Raw genomic sequence first — 22,408 nt, 5'->3', positions numbered from 1 at the left:
TTCTGGCATGTGCCTTTGCACTGCTCTCAAATAAGACACGATGGGGCGAGCCAGCACCCGCCCCACGTATTGCCATTAATGCTTGATAACGTAGAGATCTTTAGTATAAACGTTATCCATCGGGTCTTTACCGGTGTAGCCGCCAACCCATGGTTTCACCAGACGGGCGTTCACATAGTAATAGACCGGTACGATCGCGGTATCTTTATCCAGCTGTTGTTCAGCTTTCGCATACGCGGCGGTACGCTGTTCTTCATTAGACGCTTTCACGGACTCAGCCATGATCTTATCGAACGCTTCGCTCTTATAGTGCGCCGTGTTCATGGAGCTGCCGGACAGCATGGTGTTCAGGAAGGAAGTGGGTTCGTTATAGTCCGCACACCAGCCCGCACGCGCAACGTCGTAGGTACCCTGGTGACGGGTATCAAGGAAGGTTTTCCATTCCTGGTTCACCAGCTTCACTTCTACGCCGAGGTTTTTACGCCACAGAGAAGCCGCTGCGATAGCCAGTTTCTTGTGCAGATCGGAGGTGTTGTACAACAGGTTGAAGGTCAGCGGCTTGTCAGCGGTATAGCCTGCTTCAGCCAGCAGTTTCTTACCTTCTTCGTTACGTTTTTCCTGTGACCACTTGAACCATTCTGGCTCGGTCAGCTTCGCGCCATCGGTATACGGCGGAGTGTAGCCATATGCAGGCAGGTCGCCCTGGCCTTTCACTTTGTTGGCGATAATATCGCGATCCAGACCCAGCTTCAGCGCGGTACGAACACGTGCGTCGGTAAATGGTGCTTTCTGGTTGTTAATTTCGTAGTAATAAGTACACAGATACGGATCGACGTGAACTTCGTTCGGGATCTCTTTTTTCAGCTTCTGGAACAGTTCAATTGGCAGCTGGTTATAGGTCATATCCAGCTCACCGCTACGGTAGCGGTTCACATAGGTCACTTCAGAAGACGTTGGCAGCCAGGTAACTTCGTCAACGACGGTTTTGGCGTTGTCCCAATACTGCGGGTTACGTGCCATCACGATACGTTCGTTAACAACCCAATCTTTCAGGGTGTAAGCACCGTTGGTCACGATATTACCAGGCTGAGTCCATTTTTCGCCGAATTTTTCAATGGCTGGCTTGTAGACCGGAGACATGGCCGGGTTAACCAGCAATTTATAGAAGTAAGGCACTGGTTCACTCAAGGTGACTTCCAGCGTGTGGTCATCCAGCGCTTTCACGCCCAGTTCACTCGGCGCTTTTTTACCGTCGATGATCTCATCAACGTTCACGATATGGCCGTACTGCGGATAGCTCGCATAGGGGGAAGCAGTTTGCGGATCCACCAGGCGCTGCCAGCTATATACGAAATCTTGTGCGGTAACCGGTTGGCCGTTAGACCATTTAGCGTCTTTACGCAGGTGGAATGTCCAGACTTTAAAGTCTTTATTATCCCAGCTTTCTGCAACGCCCGGAATCGGGTGACCGTCTTTAGGAGAGGTATTCAGCAACCCTTCGAACAGGTCGCGACTAATATTCGCCTCAGGTACCCCTTCAATTTTATTCGGGTCGAGAGACTGTGGTTCTGCGCCACTGTTACGCACGAGCGTTTGCTTGCTTGCCAACTGCACGCCTGCAGGAACATCTGCAGCCATAGCACTTCCCGCGATCAGTGCGGATAGAATGCCTGCCGCAACCAGGCTTTTTTTTGTGATGATGGACATTGTGTTGATACTCCGTTCATTATTATTACTGACTCACGCCAGCCTGTTTAGTCCCCTTTCGGGTTCCCGTACAGCGCAGGAGATTTTTGCGTCTGCCGGGTCGTTTACTGCTGCTATCACCGACTTTTTTATTACGGCTGCTCTTATTGGCAACCTGACGTCGATTCATTAAAAGCCTCCCCCCTGTCGGGAAGCCTTTCTTATTCTGTTCATAACTATTTACAACTAGAAACAGTTATCGTTTACAAAACTTTATCTTGAAAATTACCCTGGCCGGAAAGTACCAAATGCCTACCACTGCCGCCAATATAATTTGCAAATTTGTTAACCAATTCTCTTTTGTTCAACATTTTGCGCGATGGTCGTTAGCGTAATCGCAAAACCAATCTATCTGAACTCAATATTTTTCAAATAGATAGATAAAAAAAACAGTCCTGGAACTGCGCGCGTTGAACGCTTGCGTGTTTTTTGTACAAAAAATTAACAGTTGCTTATTTTTTAGCACATAACTCTGCATTGAAACTGAAATTACTAATATCATTTCAATTATCTAACAGCAAGTATCAGAGTATGGTGTGAGAGAAATAACATGATGGTTCGAGATGGCAGGCAGAAAATGAAGTTATAGCCTATTGATATTTAATATTTTTTCATAACATTCAAATTAATTATGTATGGCATGTAACAAAAGTTGAAGAATATGTTTTTCCGATAGTCACGGCGGTAATGACGGCTAGCGCGTCACTACCGCCGTAGAATAATTAACCGACCAAGCCTGGGAAGATAGATTTGATACCCGTCACAATAAACTCAATACCCAGAGCCATCAGTAGCAGCCCCATGATACGTGTCACAACGTTGATGCCCGTCTGCCCCAGCATACGCACAAGCCCGGGTGAAATACGGAAAATGCCCCAACAGCAATAAGCAAAAAGCACAATAGAAAGTGAGAAGCCTAACAAATAAGGAAGGGAATGGTAGCGCGTCCCCCACACAATGGTTGAGCTAATCGCCCCAGGGCCAGCCATCAGCGGCAGAGCCAGCGGCACAACGCCCAGGCTTTCTCGTACCGAGGTTTCCGTTTTCTCCTGTTTATTCTGCTTATCCTCCCCCAGTTTCCCGCTGATCATCGACATCGCAATGCTGACGACCAGAATCCCACCGGCTATACGGAAAGAATCGATGGAAATTCCAAACAGTTGCAGAATAACGTCGCCAAGGAAAAGCGAAGTTAGCAGGATAATGGCAACAGAGAGACTCGCCGTCAGGTTGGTCTTGTTGCGTACCATCGCCGTCTGATTACTTGTCAGGCTGATGAACACGGGAATCAACCCTACCGGGTTGACCAGCGCAAACAGGCCGATAAAGAACTTAAAGAAGATAGGAAAATCAAACAGCGTTTGAATCACGTTAACCCCAGAGCATCATTAAAAGTTAGTATTTGACGAACGGCAAACCATAATTTGCGCTGACAATACCCTGTTTAAGCCTTAGGTTCATCTGAATTATCCATAAAACCGGGTACAAAACAGAGTGTTACTGAGTTGTATAAAATATGCTAATGTTAAACCCACCTCTACTCACGATTGATTAACAGCATTAATAATTTGCTAAAAGGGTCATGCTGAAAGGTGTCAGCTTGGCTTAAACTTGATTTAGATCATGCAAATCGTACTCAGAAGTGAGTAATCTGCTTACACCGAAAGGGAGACGCTCTGATAAAAAACGGCGTATCCAGCTCGGTGAGCTCCTTGGCTAAATTAAAGCTCTTTTAGTAAATCAGTGAATCAGTTGTGGATAACACCTTGTTTTCTTAACTTTTTCGCCAGCTGCAGGCGATTTGTCTATACTGACTTGTCGAGCAGATGATTCACTAAAAAAGTTTAACATTATCAGGAGAGCATTATGGCTGTTACTAATGTCGCTGAACTTAACGCACTTGTAGAGCGCGTAAAAAAAGCCCAGCGTGAATATGCCAGTTTCACTCAAGAGCAAGTTGACAAAATCTTCCGCGCCGCCGCTCTGGCCGCTGCAGATGCTCGAATCCCTCTCGCAAAAATGGCCGTTGCCGAATCTGGCATGGGTATTGTTGAAGACAAAGTGATCAAAAACCACTTCGCGTCTGAATATATCTACAACGCCTATAAAGATGAAAAAACCTGTGGTGTTCTGTCTGAAGACGACACTTTCGGTACCATCACCATCGCTGAACCAATCGGCATCATCTGCGGTATCGTACCAACCACTAACCCAACTTCTACCGCTATCTTCAAATCGCTGATCAGCCTGAAGACGCGTAACGCCATCATCTTCTCTCCACACCCACGTGCGAAAGATGCGACCAACAAAGCAGCAGACATCGTTCTGCAAGCGGCAATCGCTGCTGGCGCGCCAAAAGATCTGATCGGCTGGATTGACCAACCGTCTGTCGAACTGTCTAACGCACTGATGCATCACCCTGAAATTAACCTGATCCTCGCGACCGGTGGTCCAGGCATGGTTAAAGCAGCATACAGCTCCGGTAAACCAGCAATCGGCGTTGGCGCAGGTAACACCCCTGTTGTTATCGACGAAACCGCTGATATCAAACGTGCTGTTGCATCCGTGCTGATGTCTAAAACCTTCGATAACGGCGTTATCTGTGCTTCTGAGCAGTCCGTTGTTGTTGTTGACTCCGTTTACGATGCCGTTCGCGAACGTTTTGCCAGCCACGGCGGCTACATGCTGCAGGGCAAAGAGCTGAAAGCCGTTCAGGACATTATCCTGAAAAATGGCGCGCTGAACGCCGCTATCGTTGGTCAGCCAGCATACAAAATTGCTGAACTGGCAGGCTTCACCGTTCCAACAACCACTAAGATCCTGATTGGTGAAGTGAAAGTTGTTGACGAAAGCGAGCCGTTTGCACACGAAAAACTGTCTCCAACCCTGGCGATGTATCGTGCAAAAGACTTCAACGATGCCGTTGAGAAAGCTGAAAAACTGGTTGCGATGGGCGGTATCGGTCATACCTCTTGCCTGTACACCGACCAGGACAACCAGCCAGAACGCGTTGCTCACTTCGGTCAGATGATGAAAACCGCGCGTATCCTGATCAACACCCCTGCTTCCCAGGGTGGTATCGGTGACCTCTACAACTTCAAACTCGCACCTTCCCTGACCCTGGGTTGTGGTTCATGGGGTGGTAACTCCATCTCTGAAAACGTTGGTCCTAAGCACCTGATCAACAAGAAAACCGTTGCTAAGCGAGCTGAAAACATGTTGTGGCACAAACTTCCGAAGTCTATCTACTTCCGTCGTGGCTCACTGCCAATCGCGTTAGATGAGCTGATTACTGATGGCCACAAACGCGCGCTGATCGTGACCGACCGCTTCCTGTTCAACAACGGCTATGCAGACCAGATCACTTCTGTACTGAAAGCTGCTGGCGTTGAAACTGACGTGTTCTTCGAAGTTGAAGCTGACCCGACTCTGACCATCGTTCGTAAAGGTGCAGAGCTGGCTAACTCCTTCAAACCAGACGTGATCATCGCGCTGGGCGGCGGTTCCCCGATGGACGCAGCAAAAATCATGTGGGTCATGTACGAACACCCAGAAACGCACTTCGAAGAACTGGCGCTGCGCTTTATGGATATCCGTAAACGTATCTACAAGTTCCCGAAAATGGGCGTGAAAGCAAAAATGGTTGCGATCACCACCACTTCCGGTACTGGTTCTGAAGTGACTCCGTTTGCGGTTGTAACCGACGACGCAACTGGCCAGAAATACCCACTGGCTGACTACGCGCTGACTCCTGACATGGCAATTGTTGACGCCAACCTGGTCATGGATATGCCGAAGTCCCTGTGTGCTTTCGGTGGTCTGGATGCAGTTACTCACGCCCTGGAAGCTTATGTTTCCGTACTGGCTTCTGAGTTCTCCGACGGTCAGGCTCTGCAGGCGCTGAAACTGCTGAAAGAAAACCTGCCAGCGTCTTACCATGAAGGTTCTAAGAACCCGGTAGCACGTGAACGCGTACACAGTGCAGCAACCATCGCGGGTATCGCGTTTGCGAACGCCTTCCTGGGTGTATGTCACTCAATGGCGCACAAACTGGGCTCTCAGTTCCACATTCCTCACGGTCTGGCGAACGCCCTGCTGATCAGCAACGTTATTCGTTATAACGCGAACGACAACCCAACTAAACAGACTGCTTTCAGCCAGTATGACCGCCCACAAGCGCGTCGTCGTTACGCTGAAATCGCTGACCATCTGGGTCTGTCTGCACCGGGCGACCGTACCGCAGCGAAAATCGAAAAACTGCTGGGCTGGCTGGAAGAGATCAAAGCTGAACTGGGTATTCCTAAATCAATCCGTGAAGCAGGCGTACAGGAAGCCGACTTCCTGGCACACGTTGACAAACTCTCTGAAGATGCGTTTGATGACCAGTGTACCGGTGCTAACCCACGCTACCCGCTGATTGCTGAACTGAAACAGATTCTGCTGGATACTTACTACGGTCGTGAATTCGTAGAAGGTTCAGTTGAAGAGAAGAAAGAAGCTGCACCCGCTAAAGCTGAGAAAAAAGCGAAGAAATAATCCGCTGATTTCTTGCTGAAAGCATAAAAAAACAAGCCCCATCCATGATGGGGCTTTTTTTATGCCTGGCTGGCTGAAATTAATAGGTTCTGCGTTCCCTCACCGTCACTAAAACGGCAGCAAACGCATCAGGAGAGGATTAACAAGAACGACAGGTCTTACGATGCTTATCCTGAATGACGGCCAGTGAGCCTTCTTCCAGCGCTTCTTTGTAGTGCTTACGGCACACGGAGACGTATCTCTCGTTACCGCCAATCACCACCTGCTCGCCCTCGTTATAAGGTCTACCCTCCTGATCGAGACGTAGTACCATGCTGGCCTTACGGCCGCAGAAGCAAATCGTTTTTAGCTCAACCAGCTTATCGGAGAGCGCAAGCAGATACTGGCTCCCCCCGAACAGTTCGCCCCGGAAATCCGTTCTCAGTCCGTAGCATAATACGGGAATATCGAGGTTATCTACCACGTCAGACAGCGCGTAGACCTGCTCACGCGTCAGGAATTGGCATTCATCCACTAGCACGCAATTAACCGGTTCACGTGCGTTCTCAGCGCTTATTTCAGCAAACAGGTTACTCGCCTGATTAAAAAGCTTCGCTGGAGAAGAGAGACCAATTCGTGAGCTGACTTTGCCTGCCCCGAAACGGTCGTCTATTTCGGCGGTATAAACCACGGTTCGCATACCCCGTTCCTGGTAATTGTATGACGACTGTAAAAGCGCCGTCGACTTCCCCGCATTCATTGCTGAGTAGTAGAAATAAAGTTGTGCCATTGGCTGAGGAGTCCTAATCGATACGTTTTTTAAACGGGGCGCAGTGTAACATATTTACCCCCAGGCTTCCTGTGTCATCCCACCGCTATGTATACGTACACATAAAGAAAGCACACACCGTACAGCTGGACACCACGCTGCGTCCAATATTAAACAATACCTCAACGACCGTCTTGCATAATTATGTGACATGCATCGGTAACATCATCATTAGACTCAATTAGTTAGTGTTTTTTTTCAGACACCTACTCTGCTGCTGTACTCCAACCCGGCAGTAAAAATAGCTAGCAAGGTTAATAGTTGAAAAGATTAATGAGTCCATCATTGAAAATGTGATCGACCACAATTTGTGTAGCGAAGTACTCACCATTGTTATCTGTAAATTAAACGTAACCATCAGCAAAATAACATCGTCATAACTATGGGCATAAACCAGTACACCCTTGAGCATCACACGGTTATTGTCACTGTGCTGCAATGAACTTACTAACCGGAAGTATACAATTTATCACCGGTCGCTATCAGTCAAATAGATGAATATCCATGAGGACAATCAGCTGCAGAAAGCCCGGAGAGGTCGTGAGGACGGAAGGATACCGCCATGCATCATTTTATAAAGTCGTGCGTTGGGTCGATGCATGCAGGCTAATACATAAGGTTGATATTTATCCATACGGAGTATATTTGCGTGTAAAAACACACCTACACCCCGCGTGTTATCGCGATTTCGCCCCAGCAATAAGCACCGTGAAGATGTCGAAGCTCGTCAGCAATTTAACTTATACATATTAAATATCGCACCAAATAACACGTTATTTTGAATTCCTTACATTCTTCCCTATTGCACAACTGATTTTATCGCTCTATTATTACCTCAACAAACCACCCCACAATATAAGTTTGAGATTACTACAATGAGCGAAGCACTTAAAATTTTGAACAACATCCGTACTCTTCGTGCGCAGGCAAGAGAATGCACCCTTGAAACGCTTGAAGAAATGCTGGAAAAATTAGAAGTTGTTGTTAACGAGCGCCGTGAAGAAGAAAACGCAGCAGCCGCTGAGATCGAAGAACGCACTCGTAAACTGCAACAATACCGTGAAATGCTGATTGCAGACGGAATTGATCCGAACGAACTGCTGAATAGCATGGCTGCTGCTAAAGTTGGCACTAAAGCTAAACGCGCTGCACGTCCTGCTAAATATAGCTATGTTGATGAGAACGGCGAAACCAAAACCTGGACTGGCCAGGGTCGTACTCCAGCTGTTATCAAAAAAGCAATGGATGAGCAGGGTAAAACCCTGGATGATTTCCTGCTGTAAGGTTAATCCATCTGCTTCGTAAAAAATCCCGCTTCGGCGGGATTTTTTATATCTGAAAAATGTGACAACTGATAACCAGCAGGCACATTGACGCTCATTTTTTATCCATTTGTGTTATTTAGAAATAAAAAAAAGCCGGGTCTCCCCGACTTTAGCAACATTCGTTAAATTACTTCGCGACGCCAAGTGTCTCTTGCAGCCAGGTTTTAAAATCCTCACCTAGCGTATTGTGACGAATACCGTATTCGACAAATGCCTGCATATAACCGAGTTTATTACCGCAGTCGTGGCTTTTGCCTTTCATGTGATACGCTTCAACGGTTTCTTTCTCGATCAGCATATCAATGGCATCGGTTAACTGAATTTCGTCGCCAGCACCCGGAGGGGTTTTGGCAAGCAGAGCCCAGATTTCAGAACTCAGCACATAACGACCCACAACAGCGAGGTTAGAAGGCGCAACGTCCGCTTTTGGTTTCTCGACAACCCCAACCATCGGCACGCTGTCGCCAGGATTCAGGGTGGCGCCCTTACAGTCCACGACACCGTATGCCGTCACGTCTGCAACCGGTTCAACCATGATCTGGCTTGCGCCCGTTTCATCGAAACGTGCAATCATGTCAGCGAGGTTTTCGCGGCTTAAGTCAGACTCGTATTCATCAAGAATAACGTCCGGCAGGATCACAGCAACAGGTTCATCCCCTACAACCGGATGCGCGCACAGAACCGCATGCCCAAGACCTTTTGCCAGCCCTTGACGGACCTGCATGATGGTTACATGTGGAGGGCAGATAGACTGCACTTCTTCCAGAAGTTGACGTTTTACGCGCTTCTCCAGCATGGCTTCAAGCTCAAAACTGGTGTCAAAGTGGTTTTCAATGGAATTCTTAGAAGAATGGGTCACCAGTACAATTTCAGTGATACCAGCTGCAATACACTCGTTCACAACATACTGAATTAAAGGCTTATCCACCAAAGGCAGCATTTCTTTAGGAATTGCTTTGGTAGCCGGCAGCATCCTTGTACCTAATCCCGCCACCGGGATAACAGCCTTTCTTACTTTCGAATTTAGGGCAGCCATTCAAATCTCCTGAACTGTTCAAACTTTGAACTTGCTCGTTAATTAATAACGCATTGAGTATATCATCACAGCCACCTGAGGCTGGTCCGAAAAGGATGCGTTGACCTCGAATTAAGATAAATACTCGAAGACGTAGAGCTACAGGAGGGAACGCCACTCATAAACTCAAGTACAGATTAATCGCTGTAACGAAAGATAATGAGCCTGGCTAACGCACCAGCACGCTGAAACATGACGAGTATATCCACATCAATTTGGCAGATAGTATCACTATGGCAGATAAGCTGTTAAAGCTATCCCTGTAAAAAAATGCGTTTGCTCATTCCGCAGACAACATTAAGCGCAAACGGCCACCGGCACCCCAAATCTGGCACTGCCATGAGGTGCAACGTTGACTTATTTGATTGAGATAAGCCGTTCCTAACGTCCCTAACGGGACGCCATTGCTTATTTGTATTTGATGCTCGCCGGTATTTAACGTTCCATTCAAACCAGCCGACACAAGGATCAGATTTTTTAATCCGCTATGGTAATAACCGACCAATAGAGGGAACTGCCCAGGAAGATTTGCCTGGCGCAAAAGCTGATTGACCTGTTTCAACAAACTCCCCAATTCAGGTAGGCGTTGCCCTTGATGCGAGAGCTGTTCCTGCAACAAGCCATTAAAAAGCACGCGAAGTAATAGCGCGGCCAAAACGCCATTATCTCCGGCGCGAGTAACATCAAGACAATAAAACGCCAGGTCCTGTTCTGACAATGGCGCAATATCCAGAACCAAACCAGGGGCATCCACCGCCATTAATTGGCGATAATTTATACGGCAGTGTGAAATATTTTGCTGTACCGGCGGCTGTAACTCCTGCAAGAGTTTAGCAGCGGCGGCAGGATTGTTAACCAGGGCATCCCAATCTTCAAACAGACGCTCTTCTTCCTCAACCCGCGAATTAAACATATTGGGATAGAGGCAAGCGAGCACAGTCTCTCGCAAGCGATTAAGATCCTTAACCGGTTTTAATAAGACATCCTGTACTCCAAGACGTAATGCCCTGGCGATATCAGCCATATTCTCAGTGGCAGAGATAATCAGAATAGGTATCTGCTGTCCTGCATTACGGACGTGCTCAACCAACTGGAGACCGTTCATGCGCGGCATGGCAAGGTCGCAAATCATCAGGTCGGGTTTCTGGTTCGCCAATTGCGCTAAGGCGTCGACGCCATCTTGCGCCAACAGCGTATTCGCGCCTAATGACGAAAGCCATGAATCCATAAGTGAGCGGAAAACGGGTTCGTCTTCGACTATTAAAATCTGTTTTCCCGCCAACGGCTGCGTCATGATGTCTCCCCTGCCCGACGATAAGTAAATAGTGGCATGCTATTGTGATAATCGCCTTTCAGATTTTGCTGAAGTAGTCGAAAAAAATGCCTTAAGTTGAACTCTGCACTAAAGGCAAAAGCTCATCTGTCTTTTTTTCAACCGCTTGTTGACCCGCGGCTATCGCAGATGAGGCTCGATGGAAATCCAGAGTTGAGATCTGGGGGCAGAACGGCTGCAATATAATATCCGGCGGGTCGCCGGCCATGCGGTTTCGCTTCAGCCTGTTTTCCAGGACTTGTATTGAGGTTGTCATGATCTCCATCGCCGTCGGAGCAACAACCGACCGACGCGCGGCCACTCGCCCTAAACGGGCGCGAAGACGCTCATGCCATGATAGCTCATCTGGCGATTCATTCATCTCCGTATCAGGCTGAAGATTGACAGACAGAAGATCCTGCTGCATAAGATGTGCGTCATGCTGCAAATCAACCGCAATAACAATATCAGCACCAAGCGCACGTGTGAGCGATACCGGTACCGGGTTGACTACCGCACCATCGACAAGCCAATAGCCATTGTGTAATACCGGCGCCATCAGCCCAGGAATGCTGCATGACGCACGTACCGCCATATGGAGATCGCCTTCGGTAAACCAAATTTCGCGTCCGGTACTGAGGTTCGTAGCAACGGCAGCAAAGCGTCGCTCGCACTGCTCAATCACCTCATTAGGCATAATCTGTCGATAATGATTAAAGACGCGTTCCCCACGCAGTAGTCCACCCCGCCGCCACGAAAGATCCATCAGGCGAAGCACATCCCAGTAGCTGAATGAGCAGACCCACTTTTCCAGTTCAGGCAGACGGTTGCTGGCATACGCCGCACCAACCAACGAGCCGATTGAGCATCCTGCAACGATATCAACCTCGATACCCATTTCCTGTAGCGCCTTAATGACACCAATATGCGACCAGCCCCGCGCAGCTCCTGAGCCTAATGCCAGGCCAATTTTAAGTTTTCTCATTGCGACCGATGAACATCCTCTTACTGATAGCGTGGCATCATAGCCAGCGCTCGGTTAACATAGTGCTATCAGGCGTTAATTCGCCGTTAATTATCGATTCAGGAGTTGTCTTTGTCTGAACTTTGTCCTTGCGGCAGCGCTCTCGAGTATAGCTTATGTTGCCAGCGTTATCTGTCCGGTAGCGAATGCGCCCCTGAGCCAGCGTTGCTTATGCGCTCACGTTACAGCGCCTTCGTTAAACAAGACGCCGACTATCTAGTAAAGACCTGGCACCCTTCGTGTCAGGCGGCGGCTTTCCGCGACGATATCCAGAGCGGATTCTCCCGAACCGAATGGCTTGGGCTTACCGTATTTGCCACCGAAGCAGGTCGTACGCCTGATGAAGGTTTTGTCAGCTTCGTTGCCCGTTTTCATGAAAATAACAAGAATGGTGCCATCATTGAGCGTTCACGATTCTTAAAAGAAAACGGTCAGTGGTACTATATTGATGGCACACGTCCGGTCATTGGCAGAAACGATCCCTGCCCATGCGGCTCTGGCAAAAAATTTAAAAAATGCTGTGGGCAATAAACCCAATAACAGCTTCGCAAACATCATCAACAGGATTTACCCGGCAATGCATTCCATACAACGTAAAGTTCTTCGCACCATCTGCCCTGACCAAAAAGGGCTTATCGCGCGCATCACCAACATCTGCTACAAGCACGAATTAAACATCGTGCAGAACAACGAGTTCGTCGATCACCGCACCGGACGCTTCTTTATGCGTACGGAGCTGGAAGGGATCTTTAACGACTCTACCCTGCTCGCAGACTTAGACAGCGCGCTGCCGGAAGGTTCTGTTCGTGAATTAAACCCTGCGGGCCGTCGCCGTATCGTGATTCTGGTAACGAAAGAAGCCCACTGCCTTGGCGATCTGTTGATGAAGGCCAACTATGGCGGACTGGATGTCGAAATCGCGGCCGTCATCGGCAACCATGAAACGTTGCGCACCCTTGTTGAACGTTTTGACATTCCTTTCCAACTGGTTAGCCACGAAGGGCTGGCGCGCGAGGAGCATGATAAGTTAATGGCCGACGCTATCGAAGCGCACGAGCCGGACTACGTGGTGCTGGCGAAATATATGCGCGTGCTGACGCCTGAGTTCGTCTCTCGTTTCCCGAACAAGATTATCAACATCCACCATTCGTTCCTGCCAGCATTTATCGGCGCGCGCCCTTACCACCAGGCCTATGAACGCGGCGTGAAGATTGTGGGTGCGACGGCGCACTACGTGAACGATAATCTGGACGAAGGTCCAATCATCATGCAGGACGTGATTCACGTCGATCATACCTATACCGCGGAAGATATGATGCGTGCCGGTCGAGACGTAGAGAAAAACGTACTGAGCCGTGCGCTATATCAGGTATTAGCTCAGCGCGTCTTCGTGTACGGTAATCGGACGATCATTCTTTAATCACTTGAGAAATGAATTGATTAGCTTTAATCCGTTACGGATGAAAAGTACGCAAACAGTTCATTTTCGGTAAACGAATGCTTTACAGCGGCGCGTCATTTGATATGATGCGCCCCGCTTCCCAAGAAGGAAGCAGGCCAGTAAAACCAAGCATTACCCCGTGGTGGGGTTCCCGAGCGGCCAAAGGGAGCAGACTGTAAATCTGCCGTCATCGACTTCGAAGGTTCGAATCCTTCCCCCACCACCATCTCTCAGCTTTACCTACAATTTGAATTACCCCAGTGGTGGGGTTCCCGAGCGGCCAAAGGGAGCAGACTGTAAATCTGCCGTCATCGACTTCGAAGGTTCGAATCCTTCCCCCACCACCATCTCTTCTCGGTAGTACCTCATTCGATTAAATATTCAAATCTCTCTTAGTTATTTCTGTTATTCCTCTGACTCTATCTTGCCTCTCTGCCATATACATCCCGGCGGCGCTGCGCTTGGCCGGGCTACAAATGCTTCGATATTCGTGTAGCCCGGCCAAGCGCAACGCCGCCGGGGAATAGGCCGCACAAACAAAAAACCCCGCCTAAGCGGGGTTTAGCACATCACTACGCCCTATTAATGGCGCGCACGAACAATCTGATACTTGCGGGTCAAATACTCGACCGGCACGCTCCAGATGTGCACCAGGCGCGAGAATGGGAACAGCAGGAACAGCGTCATACCCAGCACCAGGTGCATACGGTAGATAAACGCCACGCCGTCCAAGTGTGCGGAAGCGCCGCCGTGGAAGGTCACCACGGACTGTGCCCAACCAACCAGTTTCATCATCTCGCTACCGTCCATATGCTGCGCAGAGAACGGAATCGTCAGCAGACCCAGCGCACATTGGATAACCAGAACGGACAGCACCAGGATGTCAGCACCGGTCGTCGTGGCACGTACGCGTGGGCTGAACAGACGGCGCTTAAGTAACAGAACACCGCCGACCAGACACATCAAGCCAGCCGCGCCACCGCCAAACATCGCCATCTTCTGTTTTACTTCCAACGGCAGCCATGCTTCATACATCCAGTGTGGCGTCAGCATGCCCAGGAAGTGGCCGGCGAACACGCCCAGGATCCCAAGGTGGAACAGGTTAGATGCGAGGTTCATCCCTTTGCGATCCAGCATCTGGCTGGACGCGGCGCGCCAGGTGTACTGGCCGTAGTCGTAACGTAGCCAGCTGCCAATCAGGAAGACAGAACCCGCAATGTACGGATAAATGTCGAAGAAGAACATATTCAGGAAGTGCATTATTGCTGTCCTCCGTTAGAGATATTCAGATATTGCGGGGCCACGGCACCGGCAAAACGACGCTGGTGGTTAGTAATTTCCGAGTCACCACAGCCCTGGTCGGCAAAGAATTTCACCTGCTCTTCTTCCCACACCGCATCCAGCGCCTGAGGCGTATCATCGCGGGCTTCGTCGGCAATTTTTTCCGCCACTTTGGCTTCATCAACCGCGTTGTTCGCGAGCTTCAGCAACTGCTCAAACAGCACCGCATAACGACTCTCACGCTGTTGCAGACGCGCGCAGAGCAGCGCCAGAATCGGCGCGATGTCCTGCAAGCCGCCAATCGCTTCGCTCTCTGGCAGCTGCGCCAGGTACTCCAGATACAGCGGCAGGTGGTCCGGCAGCTCGCGGCTGTCGAGAACCAGGCCATGCTGCTCGTACTGATTCAGCAGATCGACCATCGCCTGCCCGCGGTCGCGGGATTCACCATGCACGTGTTCGAACAGCAGCAGCGACGTCGCACGACCGCGGTCAAACAGCTCGCTGTAGGCAGCCTGAGCATCCAGCAGATCCTGCGCGGTTAAATCGCGCAGGAAAACGCCCAGAGCCTGGGCATCCGCTTTTTCCAGTTTTTCTGATTCAGACAGAACGTCAAAGAGTTCGCCTTGATGCTGCCATAAGGCAGCATCCGGGTACTCAAGGAGACGTGAAATCACCACGAGTTCAATCATGCGTGTGGCTCCGTTTTGCTGCTCACATCCACAGAATCAATACGACGGCTGTTGAACAGGTTGAACTTGCTGTCCGAACCGTGGCAGCCATCGCCGAAGCTAAAGCCACAACCGTTTTTCTCTGGGAACGCGTCGCGCGCTTGTTCACGGTGACTGCTTGGAACCACGAAACGATCTTCGTAGTTGGCAATCGCCAGGTAACGGTACATTTCCTGCGCCTGCGCTTCGGTCAGACCGACCTCTTCCAGCGCGCGGGTATCAATCACACCGTCAACGGTCTCGGTACGCTTGAAGTGGCGCATCGCCAGCATACGTTTCAGCGCCAGCAGTACCGGTTGGGTGTCACCTGCGGTCAGCAGGTTTGCCAGGTACTGAACCGGGATACGCAGGCTTTCCACGTCCGGCAGGATGCCGTTGCTGCCCAGTTCACCCGCATCGGCTGCGGACTGAATTGGTGACAGCGGTGGCACGTACCAGACCATTGGCAGCGTGCGGTATTCCGGGTGCAGCGGCAGCGCCAGCTTCCAGTCCATCGCCATTTTATAAACCGGCGATTTCTGTGCTGCATCAATCACGCTCAGCGGGATACCGTCTTTCTGCGCCTGCTCGATCACTTTCGGATCGTTTGGATCGAGGAACACGTCCAGCTGACGCTGATACAGGTCTTTCTCGTTCTCGGTGCTTGCAGCCGTTTCAATGGCATCCGCGTCATACAGCAGCACGCCGAGGTAACGAATACGGCCCACGCAGGTTTCTGAACACACGGTCGGCTGACCCGCTTCAATACGCGGATAGCAGAAGATGCATTTTTCAGACTTGCCGCTCTTCCAGTTGAAGTAGATTTTTTTGTACGGGCAACCGGTGATGCACATACGCCAGCCGCGGCACTTATCCTGATCGATCAGTACGATGCCATCTTCTTCACGCTTGTAAATTGCACCGCTCGGGCAAGTGGCGACACACGCCGGATTCAGGCAGTGCTCGCACAGACGCGGCAGATACATCATGAAGGTGTTTTCGAACTGGCCGTACATTGCCTTCTGCATGTTCTCGAAGTTTTTGTCTTTCGACAGCTTCTCGAACTCACCGCCGAGGTCGTCTTCCCAGTTCGGACCCTTGGTGATTTTGTCCATGCGCTTGCCGGTAATCAGCGAGCGTGGACGTGCAATCGGCTGCGCCTTGCTATCAGCCGGCGCGTTGTGCAGCGTCTGGTAGTCAAAATCAAACGGTTCGTAGTAATCATCCAGACCCGGAAGATGCGGGTTAGCGAAGATTTTACCCAACAGCAGCGCTTTGTTACCCATGCGCGGCACCAGCTTGCCGTTGATTTTACGGATCCAACCGCCTTTGTATTTCTCCTGATCTTCCCAGTCGGTCGGGAAACCGGTGCCCGGCTTGGTTTCAACGTTGTTGAACCATGCGTACTCGGTCCCTTCACGGCTGGTCCAGACGTTTTTACAGGTGACTGAGCAGGTATGACAGCCGATGCATTTATCGAGATTCAGCACCATGCCGACTTGTGAACGAATTTTCATTTTACGCTCTCCTGTACCTGGTCATTGCCTTCGCCATCCAACCAGTTAATGTTCTTCATCTTACGTACCACAACGAACTCATCACGGTTTGAACCGACGGTACCGTAGTAGTTAAAGCCGTAGGCCAGGTGCGCATAGCCACCGATCATATGGGTCGGTTTCGGCGTAATGCGGGTCACCGAGTTATGGATACCGCCGCGCTGACCGGTAATTTCTGAACCCGGCAGGTTTACGATACGTTCCTGCGCGTGGTACATCATGGTCATCCCGGCCGGTACACGCTGGCTGACTACCGCACGCGCGGTCAGCGCACCGTTGTTGTTGAAGACTTCAATCCAGTCGTTGTCTTCAATACCGATCTCTTTGGCATCTTCTTCACTCATCCACACGACCGGGCCGCCACGACCTAAGGTCAGCATCAGCAGGTTGTCGCTGTAGGTAGAGTGAATGCCCCATTTCTGGTGCGGCGTCAGGAAGTTCAGCGCCTTCTCTGGGTAACCGTTGGATTTCTTACCCATCACCTCTTTCACCGAGCGGGTGTCGATAGGCGGACGGTAAACCAGCAGGCTTTCACCGAAGTCACGCATCCATTGGTGATCCTGATACAGCGACTGACGACCAGACAGCGTACGCCATGGAATCAGCTCGTGAACGTTGGTATAGCCAGCGTTGTAAGAGACGTGTTCGTCTTCCAGACCGGACCAGGTTGGGCTGGAGATAATCTTGCGCGGCTGCGCCTGAATATCACGGAAGCGAATTTTTTCGTCTTCTTTGTTGAGCGCCAGGTGCGTATGGTCACGACCGGTAAACTCGCTGAGCGCCGCCCAGGCTTTCACCGCGACCTGACCGTTGGTTTCCGGCGCCAGGGTGAGGATCATCTCTGCAGCATCAATCGCCGTATCCAGCATTGGCTGGCCTTTCGCCGGGCCCTCTGCCTTGGTGTAATTAAGCTTACGCAGCAAGTCCATTTCGCTCTGGGTGTTCCAGGCAATCCCTTTACCGCCGTTACCGATTTTTTCCATCAATGGGCCGATGGAGGTAAAGCGTTCATAGGTTGCCGGGTAGTCACGCTCAACTGGAATAATGTGCGGTGCGGTTTTGCCAGGAATCAGGTCGCATTCACCTTTTTTCCAGTCCTTCACGTCTAAAGGCTGTGCCAGTTCGGCAGCGGAGTCGTGCTGGATTGGCAGGGTCACCACGTCGGTTTCTTTACCAAGGTGCCCCACGCAGACTTCGGAGAATTTCTTCGCGATGCCTTTGTAGATTTCCCAGTCGCTTTTTGATTCCCAGGCTGGATCAACGGCGGCTGACAGCGGGTGAATAAACGGATGCATATCCGAAGTATTCATATCGTCTTTTTCATACCAGGTCGCGGTAGGCAGCACGATGTCGGAATACAGACAGGTGCTCGACAGACGGAAGTCCAGCGTCACCACCAGATCCAGCTTGCCGTCGAGGCCGTTATCCTGCCATTCCACTTCTTCCGGCTTCACACCGCCCTGCTTGCCGAGATCCATCCCCTGAATACCGTGCTCGGTACCCAACAGGTACTTCAGCATGTATTCGTGACCTTTACCGGAAGAGCCCAGCAGGTTCGAACGCCAGATGAACAGGTTACGCGGGTGGTTTTTACCGTTTTCCGGCTGTTCCGCAGCAAAGCGGATAGAACCTTCTTTCAACGCTTTAACGGTGTAGTCCACTGGCGTCATGCCCGCTTTCTTCGCTTCATCGGCGATGCGCAGCGGGTTAGTGCCTAACTGCGGAGCAGACGGCAGCCAGCCCATGCGTTCAGCACGCACGTTGAAGTCCAGCAGGTGACCGGTATAGCGAGATTTATCCGCCAGCGGTGACAGCAGTTCCTGCGCGGTAACCGACTCATAGCGCCATTGGCTGGAGTGGTTATAGAAGTAGGACGTACTGTTCATGTGACGAGCCGGACGCTGCCAGTCAAGGGCAAACGCCAGCGGCTGCCAGCCGGTCTGCGGACGCAGTTTTTCCTGGCCCACGTAGTGCGCCCAGCCGCCGCCGCTCTGACCGACACAGCCGCAGAACACCAGCATGTTAATCAGACCACGATAGTTCATATCGAGGTGGTACCAGTGGTTCAGACCGGCACCGACGATGATCATCGAACGACCATGCGTCTTATCGGCGTTATCGGCGAACTCACGCGCGATACGGACGATCTGCGCGCTGGATACACCGGTGATTTTCTCAGCCCACGCCGGGGTGTACGCTTTAATATCTTCGTAGCTGGTTGCGCAGTTTTCATCGTTCAGACCGCGTTCCAGACCGTAGTTAGCCATGGTCAGGTCATAAACGGTGGTCACCAGCGCGGTGCTGCCGTCTGCCAGCTGCAGGCGTTTCACCGGCAGTTTGTACAGCAGAATATTTTCCAGTTCTACGCTGGCGAAGTGTTCGGTGCCGTCGCCGCCAAAGTACGGGAAGCCAACCTGTGCAACATCGTCATGGCTGCCCAGCAAGCTGAGGCGCAGCTCAACCTCTTCGCCGGTCTTGCCGTCGCGCTGTTCGAGGTTCCACTTACCTTTATCGCCCCAGCGGTAACCGATAGAACCGTTTGGCGCGATCATCTCGCCTTTTTCATCAAAGGCGACGGTTTTCCATTCTGGATGCTCTTCCTGACCCAGACCATCAACCAGATCCGCTGCGCGCAGCATACGACCCGCGGCGTAGAAGCCGTCACGCTCTTCCAGCATTACCAGCATTGGCATGTCGGTATAGCGGCGAACGTAATCGGTGAAGTACTGGCTCGGCTTATCGAGGTGGAATTCACGCAGCATCACGTGACCCATGGCAAGCGCCATGGCCGCATCGGTACCCTGTTTCGGTGCTAACCACAGGTCGCAGAGTTTAGCGATTTCAGCGTAGTCCGGCGTGATAGCAACGGTTTTGGTACCTTTATAGCGGACTTCGGTGAAGAAGTGAGCATCCGGGGTACGCGTCTGCGGAACGTTTGAACCCCAGGCGATAATGTAGCTTGAGTTATACCAGTCAGCGGATTCTGGAACGTCAGTCTGCTCACCCCAGGTCTGCGGAGAAGCAGGCGGCAGGTCACAGTACCAATCGTAGAAGCTCAGACAGGTACCGCCAATCAGGGAAAGGTAACGTGCACCAGAGGCGTAGGAGACCATCGACATCGCCGGAATTGGTGAGAAGCCTGCCACGCGGTCTGGGCCGTAGGTTTTCACGGTGTAAACGTTGGACGCGGCAATCAGTTCGTTCACTTCCTGCCAGGAGGAACGAACGAAGCCACCGCGGCCACGTGCTTGTTTGAAGCTTTTCGCTTTGTCGGCATCTTCAATAATGGATGCCCAGGCATCAACCGGATCGCTGTGCAGTTTTTTCGCTTCACGCCACATTTTCATCAGGCGTTTACGCATCAGCGGGTATTTCAGACGGTTGGCGCTATAGAGGTACCAGGAATAGCTCGCCCCACGCGGACAGCCGCGAGGTTCATGGTTAGGCAGATCCGGACGGGTGCGCGGATAGTCAGTCTGCTGGGTTTCCCAGGTAACCAGACCGTTTTTGACATAAATTTTCCAGCTACAGGAACCGGTGCAGTTTACGCCGTGCGTTGAACGCACAACCTTGTCATGCTGCCAGCGCTGGCGGTATCCATCTTCCCAATCCCGGTTGGTATCTAGAATCTGTCCGTGCCCATCGGCAAATGTTTCGCCCTTCTGTTTAAAGTAGCGAAACCGGTCCAGGAATTTACTCATCGGGTCTCTCCTGTTTGGAGCCTGTCGGCTCTCTGATAAATCGACATTGCTGAATTTGCAGCGAAGTTAACGCGCTGAAAGGTGTAGGGAATTGATAACGATCAAGGTGGCTTTGCTTAACAAATGCCACAGAAATAGCACATACCACCAAGGTGGTACGCATTCTTATTTTTCAACCATCTGTAAATTAAGGGGTTTTTACGAAAACCGCATATTTCAAGATGTAAAAATAAGCCCCGGCGGTATTAAGGGGTAGAGCCTTTCTTGCGAGGCCTCATCCTTGCCGGGCACGATGCCAGACTAATGAAAAACACCAATAGTATGTTGTAACTAAGTGGGGATAAAAATAAAGGCGCGAAACCTCGCGCCCTTATTCAGAAATAACGTAATCCGTTATTTTCTCGCTTTACGGCCGTATACCGCCCAGGTCACCACGACGCAAACAATATAAAACACGAGGAATACTTTCATCGCGCCAGCCGGTGAGCCGGTTAATTCCAGAGAGGTACCGAACGCTTTCGGAATAAAGAAGCCGCCGATAGCACCGATCGCCGAGATAAAGCCCAACGCTGCCGCCGTATCGGTTGCCGCTTCGCGCATCGCTTTCTCGTCAGAACCGCCTTCGGCTTTCACGCGATCCATAGTCAGCTTACGGAAGATAACGGAAATCATCTGGAAGGTGGAACCACTCCCCAGACCGGCGGTCAGGAACAGCGCCAGGAAGACACCGTAGAAGGCGATGAAGTTACCGCCTACGCCGTTATCTGGCAGGGTCATGAACAGCAGCGCACTGAATACCGCCATCAGGATAAAGTTAATCAGCGTCACGCGGGTCCCGCCCAGACGGTCGGAAATCGCCCCACCGGCAGAACGCGCCAGCGCACCGATAAACGGACCGAAGAAGGCGTAATGCAGGATCTGAATTTCCGGGAACTGGGTTTTTGACAGCATCGCAAAACCGGCTGAGAAGCCGATAAACGAACCGAAGGTGGCCAGATACAGCAAGCTCATGATCCACAGATGACCACGTTTCAGCACCGGCAACTGCTCTTTCAAAGACGCTTTCGACGTCGCCAGTTCGTTCATGCCAAACCAGGCAGCTACGGTGAAGATGGCCAGGAACGGTACCCAGATCCACGCCGCGTTTGCCAGAAACAGCTCGCTGCCGTCCGGCTGCGTCACGCCATGGCTACCAAATACCGCGAAGATAGAGAGAGAAACCGCCAGTGGAGCCACCAGCTGCATAACGCTCACGCCCATATTGCCGAGGCCGCCGTTGAGGCCGAGCGCACCGCCCTGCTTCGCTTTCGGGAAGAAGAAGCTAATGTTCGCCATACTGGACGCGAAGTTTGCACCCGCAAAGCCGCACAGCAGAGAGATAATGATGAAGGTGCTAAACGGCGTGGAGGTGTCCTGAACGGCAAAGCCCAGCCATAAGCAAGGAATGATAAGGATCCCGGTGCTGAACGCGGTCCAGCGACGGCCACCCACCAGCGGTACCATGAAAGAATACGGTACGCGCAGCAGTGCGCCGGAAACGGAAGGCAACGCGGTCAGCATGAACAGCTGGTCGGTTGTAAACTGGAAGCCCACTTTTGGTAAATTGACCGCAACGGCACTGAACAACATCCAGACGCAGAATGCGAGCAGCAAGCACGGAACTGAAATCCACAGGTTCCGGCTAGCGACGCGATGACCGCGTTCCTGCCAGAATGCCGGATCTTCCGGACGCCAGTCGGTAATGACAGCGCCGGTTGCCCTTTCCGGGGCAGTGGAGTGACTCATAGACACCTCTGATTATTAATATCAACCCCTGCCACATTAGGGTTTACACCGCGCGGTAAGTTGATATAAATCAAAGGAAAAGTTGGCATTATATTGCTTAAAAATAAATCA

16 protein-coding genes and 2 tRNA genes are annotated in these 22,408 nt (G+C 51.1%); 7 read left to right on the top strand and 11 right to left on the bottom strand.

The annotated features are described in order from the left end of the window. Positions 1-75 precede the first annotated feature (75 nt). Positions 76-1,707, bottom strand: a complete 1,632-nt coding sequence (gene oppA / locus MY052_RS10480) for an oligopeptide ABC transporter substrate-binding protein OppA (RefSeq protein ID WP_035896054.1) — start codon at positions 1,705-1,707, stop codon at positions 76-78. Between oppA and MY052_RS10475 the strand changes: the two genes are divergently transcribed. Beyond that, on the top strand, positions 1,667-1,879 hold the full coding sequence (locus tag MY052_RS10475) for a hypothetical protein (RefSeq protein ID WP_185064541.1): 213 nt from the start codon (positions 1,667-1,669) through the stop codon (positions 1,877-1,879). The two genes, oppA and MY052_RS10475, sit on opposite strands and share 41 nt — an antisense overlap. Positions 1,880-2,468: 589 nt before the next feature. Here MY052_RS10475 and MY052_RS10470 read toward each other — a convergent pair. Then, positions 2,469-3,116, bottom strand: a complete 648-nt coding sequence (locus tag MY052_RS10470; protein ID WP_035896051.1) for a YchE family NAAT transporter — start codon at positions 3,114-3,116, stop codon at positions 2,469-2,471. A gap of 496 nt (positions 3,117-3,612) precedes the next feature. Between MY052_RS10470 and adhE the strand changes: the two genes are divergently transcribed. After that, positions 3,613-6,282 (top strand): bifunctional acetaldehyde-CoA/alcohol dehydrogenase, encoded by a 2,670-nt coding sequence (adhE, locus tag MY052_RS10465; protein WP_248538760.1) that lies wholly within the window; start codon positions 3,613-3,615, stop codon positions 6,280-6,282. Positions 6,283-6,421: 139 nt separating this feature from the next. Here adhE and tdk read toward each other — a convergent pair whose 3' ends face one another. Beyond that, positions 6,422-7,051, bottom strand: coding sequence for a thymidine kinase (gene tdk / locus MY052_RS10460; protein ID WP_248538759.1), 630 nt, complete (start codon positions 7,049-7,051; stop codon positions 6,422-6,424). A 914-nt stretch (positions 7,052-7,965) separates the two neighbouring features. Here tdk and hns point away from each other — a divergent pair. Further along, positions 7,966-8,373: a histone-like nucleoid-structuring protein H-NS gene (gene hns, locus MY052_RS10455; RefSeq protein ID WP_035896045.1), complete on the top strand. Its 408-nt coding sequence runs from the start codon at positions 7,966-7,968 to the stop codon at positions 8,371-8,373. A gap of 169 nt (positions 8,374-8,542) precedes the next feature. On the opposite strand, the gene galU is transcribed toward hns, so the two are convergent. From galU to rssA, 3 genes are all read right to left on the bottom strand, one after another. Next, positions 8,543-9,451 (bottom strand): UTP--glucose-1-phosphate uridylyltransferase GalU, encoded by a 909-nt coding sequence (gene galU, locus MY052_RS10450; RefSeq protein ID WP_035896043.1) that lies wholly within the window; start codon positions 9,449-9,451, stop codon positions 8,543-8,545. 319 nt (positions 9,452-9,770) lie between these two features. Then, complete coding sequence (rssB, locus tag MY052_RS10445; RefSeq protein WP_035896041.1) at positions 9,771-10,784, bottom strand: two-component system response regulator RssB; 1,014 nt, start codon at positions 10,782-10,784, stop codon at positions 9,771-9,773. 91 nt (positions 10,785-10,875) lie between these two features. Then, complete coding sequence (gene rssA, locus MY052_RS10440; protein WP_115074083.1) at positions 10,876-11,787, bottom strand: patatin-like phospholipase RssA; 912 nt, start codon at positions 11,785-11,787, stop codon at positions 10,876-10,878. Positions 11,788-11,898: 111 nt separating this feature from the next. Here rssA and MY052_RS10435 point away from each other — a divergent pair, with 111 nt between their 5' ends. The 4 genes from MY052_RS10435 (at position 11,899) to MY052_RS10420 (ending at position 13,614) form a co-directional block, all read left to right on the top strand. After that, on the top strand, positions 11,899-12,357 hold the full coding sequence (locus MY052_RS10435) for a YchJ family protein (RefSeq protein ID WP_123652466.1): 459 nt from the start codon (positions 11,899-11,901) through the stop codon (positions 12,355-12,357). Between the two features lie 46 nt (positions 12,358-12,403). Next, on the top strand, positions 12,404-13,246 hold the full coding sequence (gene purU, locus MY052_RS10430) for a formyltetrahydrofolate deformylase (protein ID WP_035896037.1): 843 nt from the start codon (positions 12,404-12,406) through the stop codon (positions 13,244-13,246). Positions 13,247-13,408: 162 nt separating this feature from the next. Continuing rightward, positions 13,409-13,493, top strand: a tRNA-Tyr gene (locus MY052_RS10425). A 36-nt stretch (positions 13,494-13,529) separates the two neighbouring features. Then, positions 13,530-13,614 (top strand) — tRNA-Tyr (locus tag MY052_RS10420). Positions 13,615-13,849: 235 nt separating this feature from the next. Here MY052_RS10420 and narI read toward each other — a convergent pair. The 5 genes from narI to MY052_RS10395 form a co-directional block, all read right to left on the bottom strand. Beyond that, positions 13,850-14,527 (bottom strand): respiratory nitrate reductase subunit gamma, encoded by a 678-nt coding sequence (gene narI, locus MY052_RS10415; RefSeq protein WP_035895580.1) that lies wholly within the window; start codon positions 14,525-14,527, stop codon positions 13,850-13,852. Further along, positions 14,527-15,237, bottom strand: coding sequence for a nitrate reductase molybdenum cofactor assembly chaperone (gene narJ / locus MY052_RS10410; RefSeq protein WP_248538758.1), 711 nt, complete (start codon positions 15,235-15,237; stop codon positions 14,527-14,529). Before narJ ends, narI begins: the two co-directional genes overlap by 1 nt. Then, a complete protein-coding gene (narH, locus tag MY052_RS10405; RefSeq protein ID WP_035895582.1) occupies positions 15,234-16,772 on the bottom strand; it encodes a nitrate reductase subunit beta in 1,539 nt (512 codons plus the stop codon). The genes narJ and narH overlap by 4 nt, the downstream gene beginning before the upstream one ends. After that, positions 16,769-20,512 (bottom strand): nitrate reductase subunit alpha, encoded by a 3,744-nt coding sequence (locus tag MY052_RS10400; RefSeq protein WP_248538757.1) that lies wholly within the window; start codon positions 20,510-20,512, stop codon positions 16,769-16,771. The genes narH and MY052_RS10400 overlap by 4 nt, the downstream gene beginning before the upstream one ends. A gap of 393 nt (positions 20,513-20,905) precedes the next feature. Then, complete coding sequence (locus tag MY052_RS10395; protein ID WP_202217809.1) at positions 20,906-22,297, bottom strand: NarK family nitrate/nitrite MFS transporter; 1,392 nt, start codon at positions 22,295-22,297, stop codon at positions 20,906-20,908. Between the last annotated feature and the right edge of the window lie 111 nt (positions 22,298-22,408).

The sequence above is a fragment of the Kluyvera ascorbata genome, from assembly GCF_023195735.1.
Classification (GTDB): Bacteria; Pseudomonadota; Gammaproteobacteria; order Enterobacterales; family Enterobacteriaceae; genus Kluyvera; species Kluyvera ascorbata.
Note: the sequence above shows the minus strand (reverse complement) of the source record. Positions and strands in the feature narration are given on the sequence as shown.

What these genes read in the sequence shown, in the direction of transcription:
- galU (WP_035896043.1), bottom strand. Translation starts at nt 9,451, where the DNA reads ATGGCTGCCCTAAATTCGAAAGTAAGAAAGGCTGTTATCCCGGTGGCG.
- MY052_RS10400 (WP_248538757.1), bottom strand. Translation starts at nt 20,512, where the DNA reads ATGAGTAAATTCCTGGACCGGTTTCGCTACTTTAAACAGAAGGGCGAA.
- rssB (WP_035896041.1), bottom strand. Translation starts at nt 10,784, where the DNA reads ATGACGCAGCCGTTGGCGGGAAAACAGATTTTAATAGTCGAAGACGAA.
- narH (WP_035895582.1), bottom strand. Translation starts at nt 16,772, where the DNA reads ATGAAAATTCGTTCACAAGTCGGCATGGTGCTGAATCTCGATAAATGC.
- MY052_RS10475 (WP_185064541.1), top strand. Translation starts at nt 1,667, where the DNA reads ATGCCTGCCGCAACCAGGCTTTTTTTTGTGATGATGGACATTGTGTTG.
- narJ (WP_248538758.1), bottom strand. Translation starts at nt 15,237, where the DNA reads ATGATTGAACTCGTGGTGATTTCACGTCTCCTTGAGTACCCGGATGCT.
- adhE (WP_248538760.1), top strand. Translation starts at nt 3,613, where the DNA reads ATGGCTGTTACTAATGTCGCTGAACTTAACGCACTTGTAGAGCGCGTA.
- oppA (WP_035896054.1), bottom strand. Translation starts at nt 1,707, where the DNA reads ATGTCCATCATCACAAAAAAAAGCCTGGTTGCGGCAGGCATTCTATCC.
- narI (WP_035895580.1), bottom strand. Translation starts at nt 14,527, where the DNA reads ATGCACTTCCTGAATATGTTCTTCTTCGACATTTATCCGTACATTGCG.
- MY052_RS10395 (WP_202217809.1), bottom strand. Translation starts at nt 22,297, where the DNA reads ATGAGTCACTCCACTGCCCCGGAAAGGGCAACCGGCGCTGTCATTACC.
- hns (WP_035896045.1), top strand. Translation starts at nt 7,966, where the DNA reads ATGAGCGAAGCACTTAAAATTTTGAACAACATCCGTACTCTTCGTGCG.
- purU (WP_035896037.1), top strand. Translation starts at nt 12,404, where the DNA reads ATGCATTCCATACAACGTAAAGTTCTTCGCACCATCTGCCCTGACCAA.
- tdk (WP_248538759.1), bottom strand. Translation starts at nt 7,051, where the DNA reads ATGGCACAACTTTATTTCTACTACTCAGCAATGAATGCGGGGAAGTCG.
- rssA (WP_115074083.1), bottom strand. Translation starts at nt 11,787, where the DNA reads ATGAGAAAACTTAAAATTGGCCTGGCATTAGGCTCAGGAGCTGCGCGG.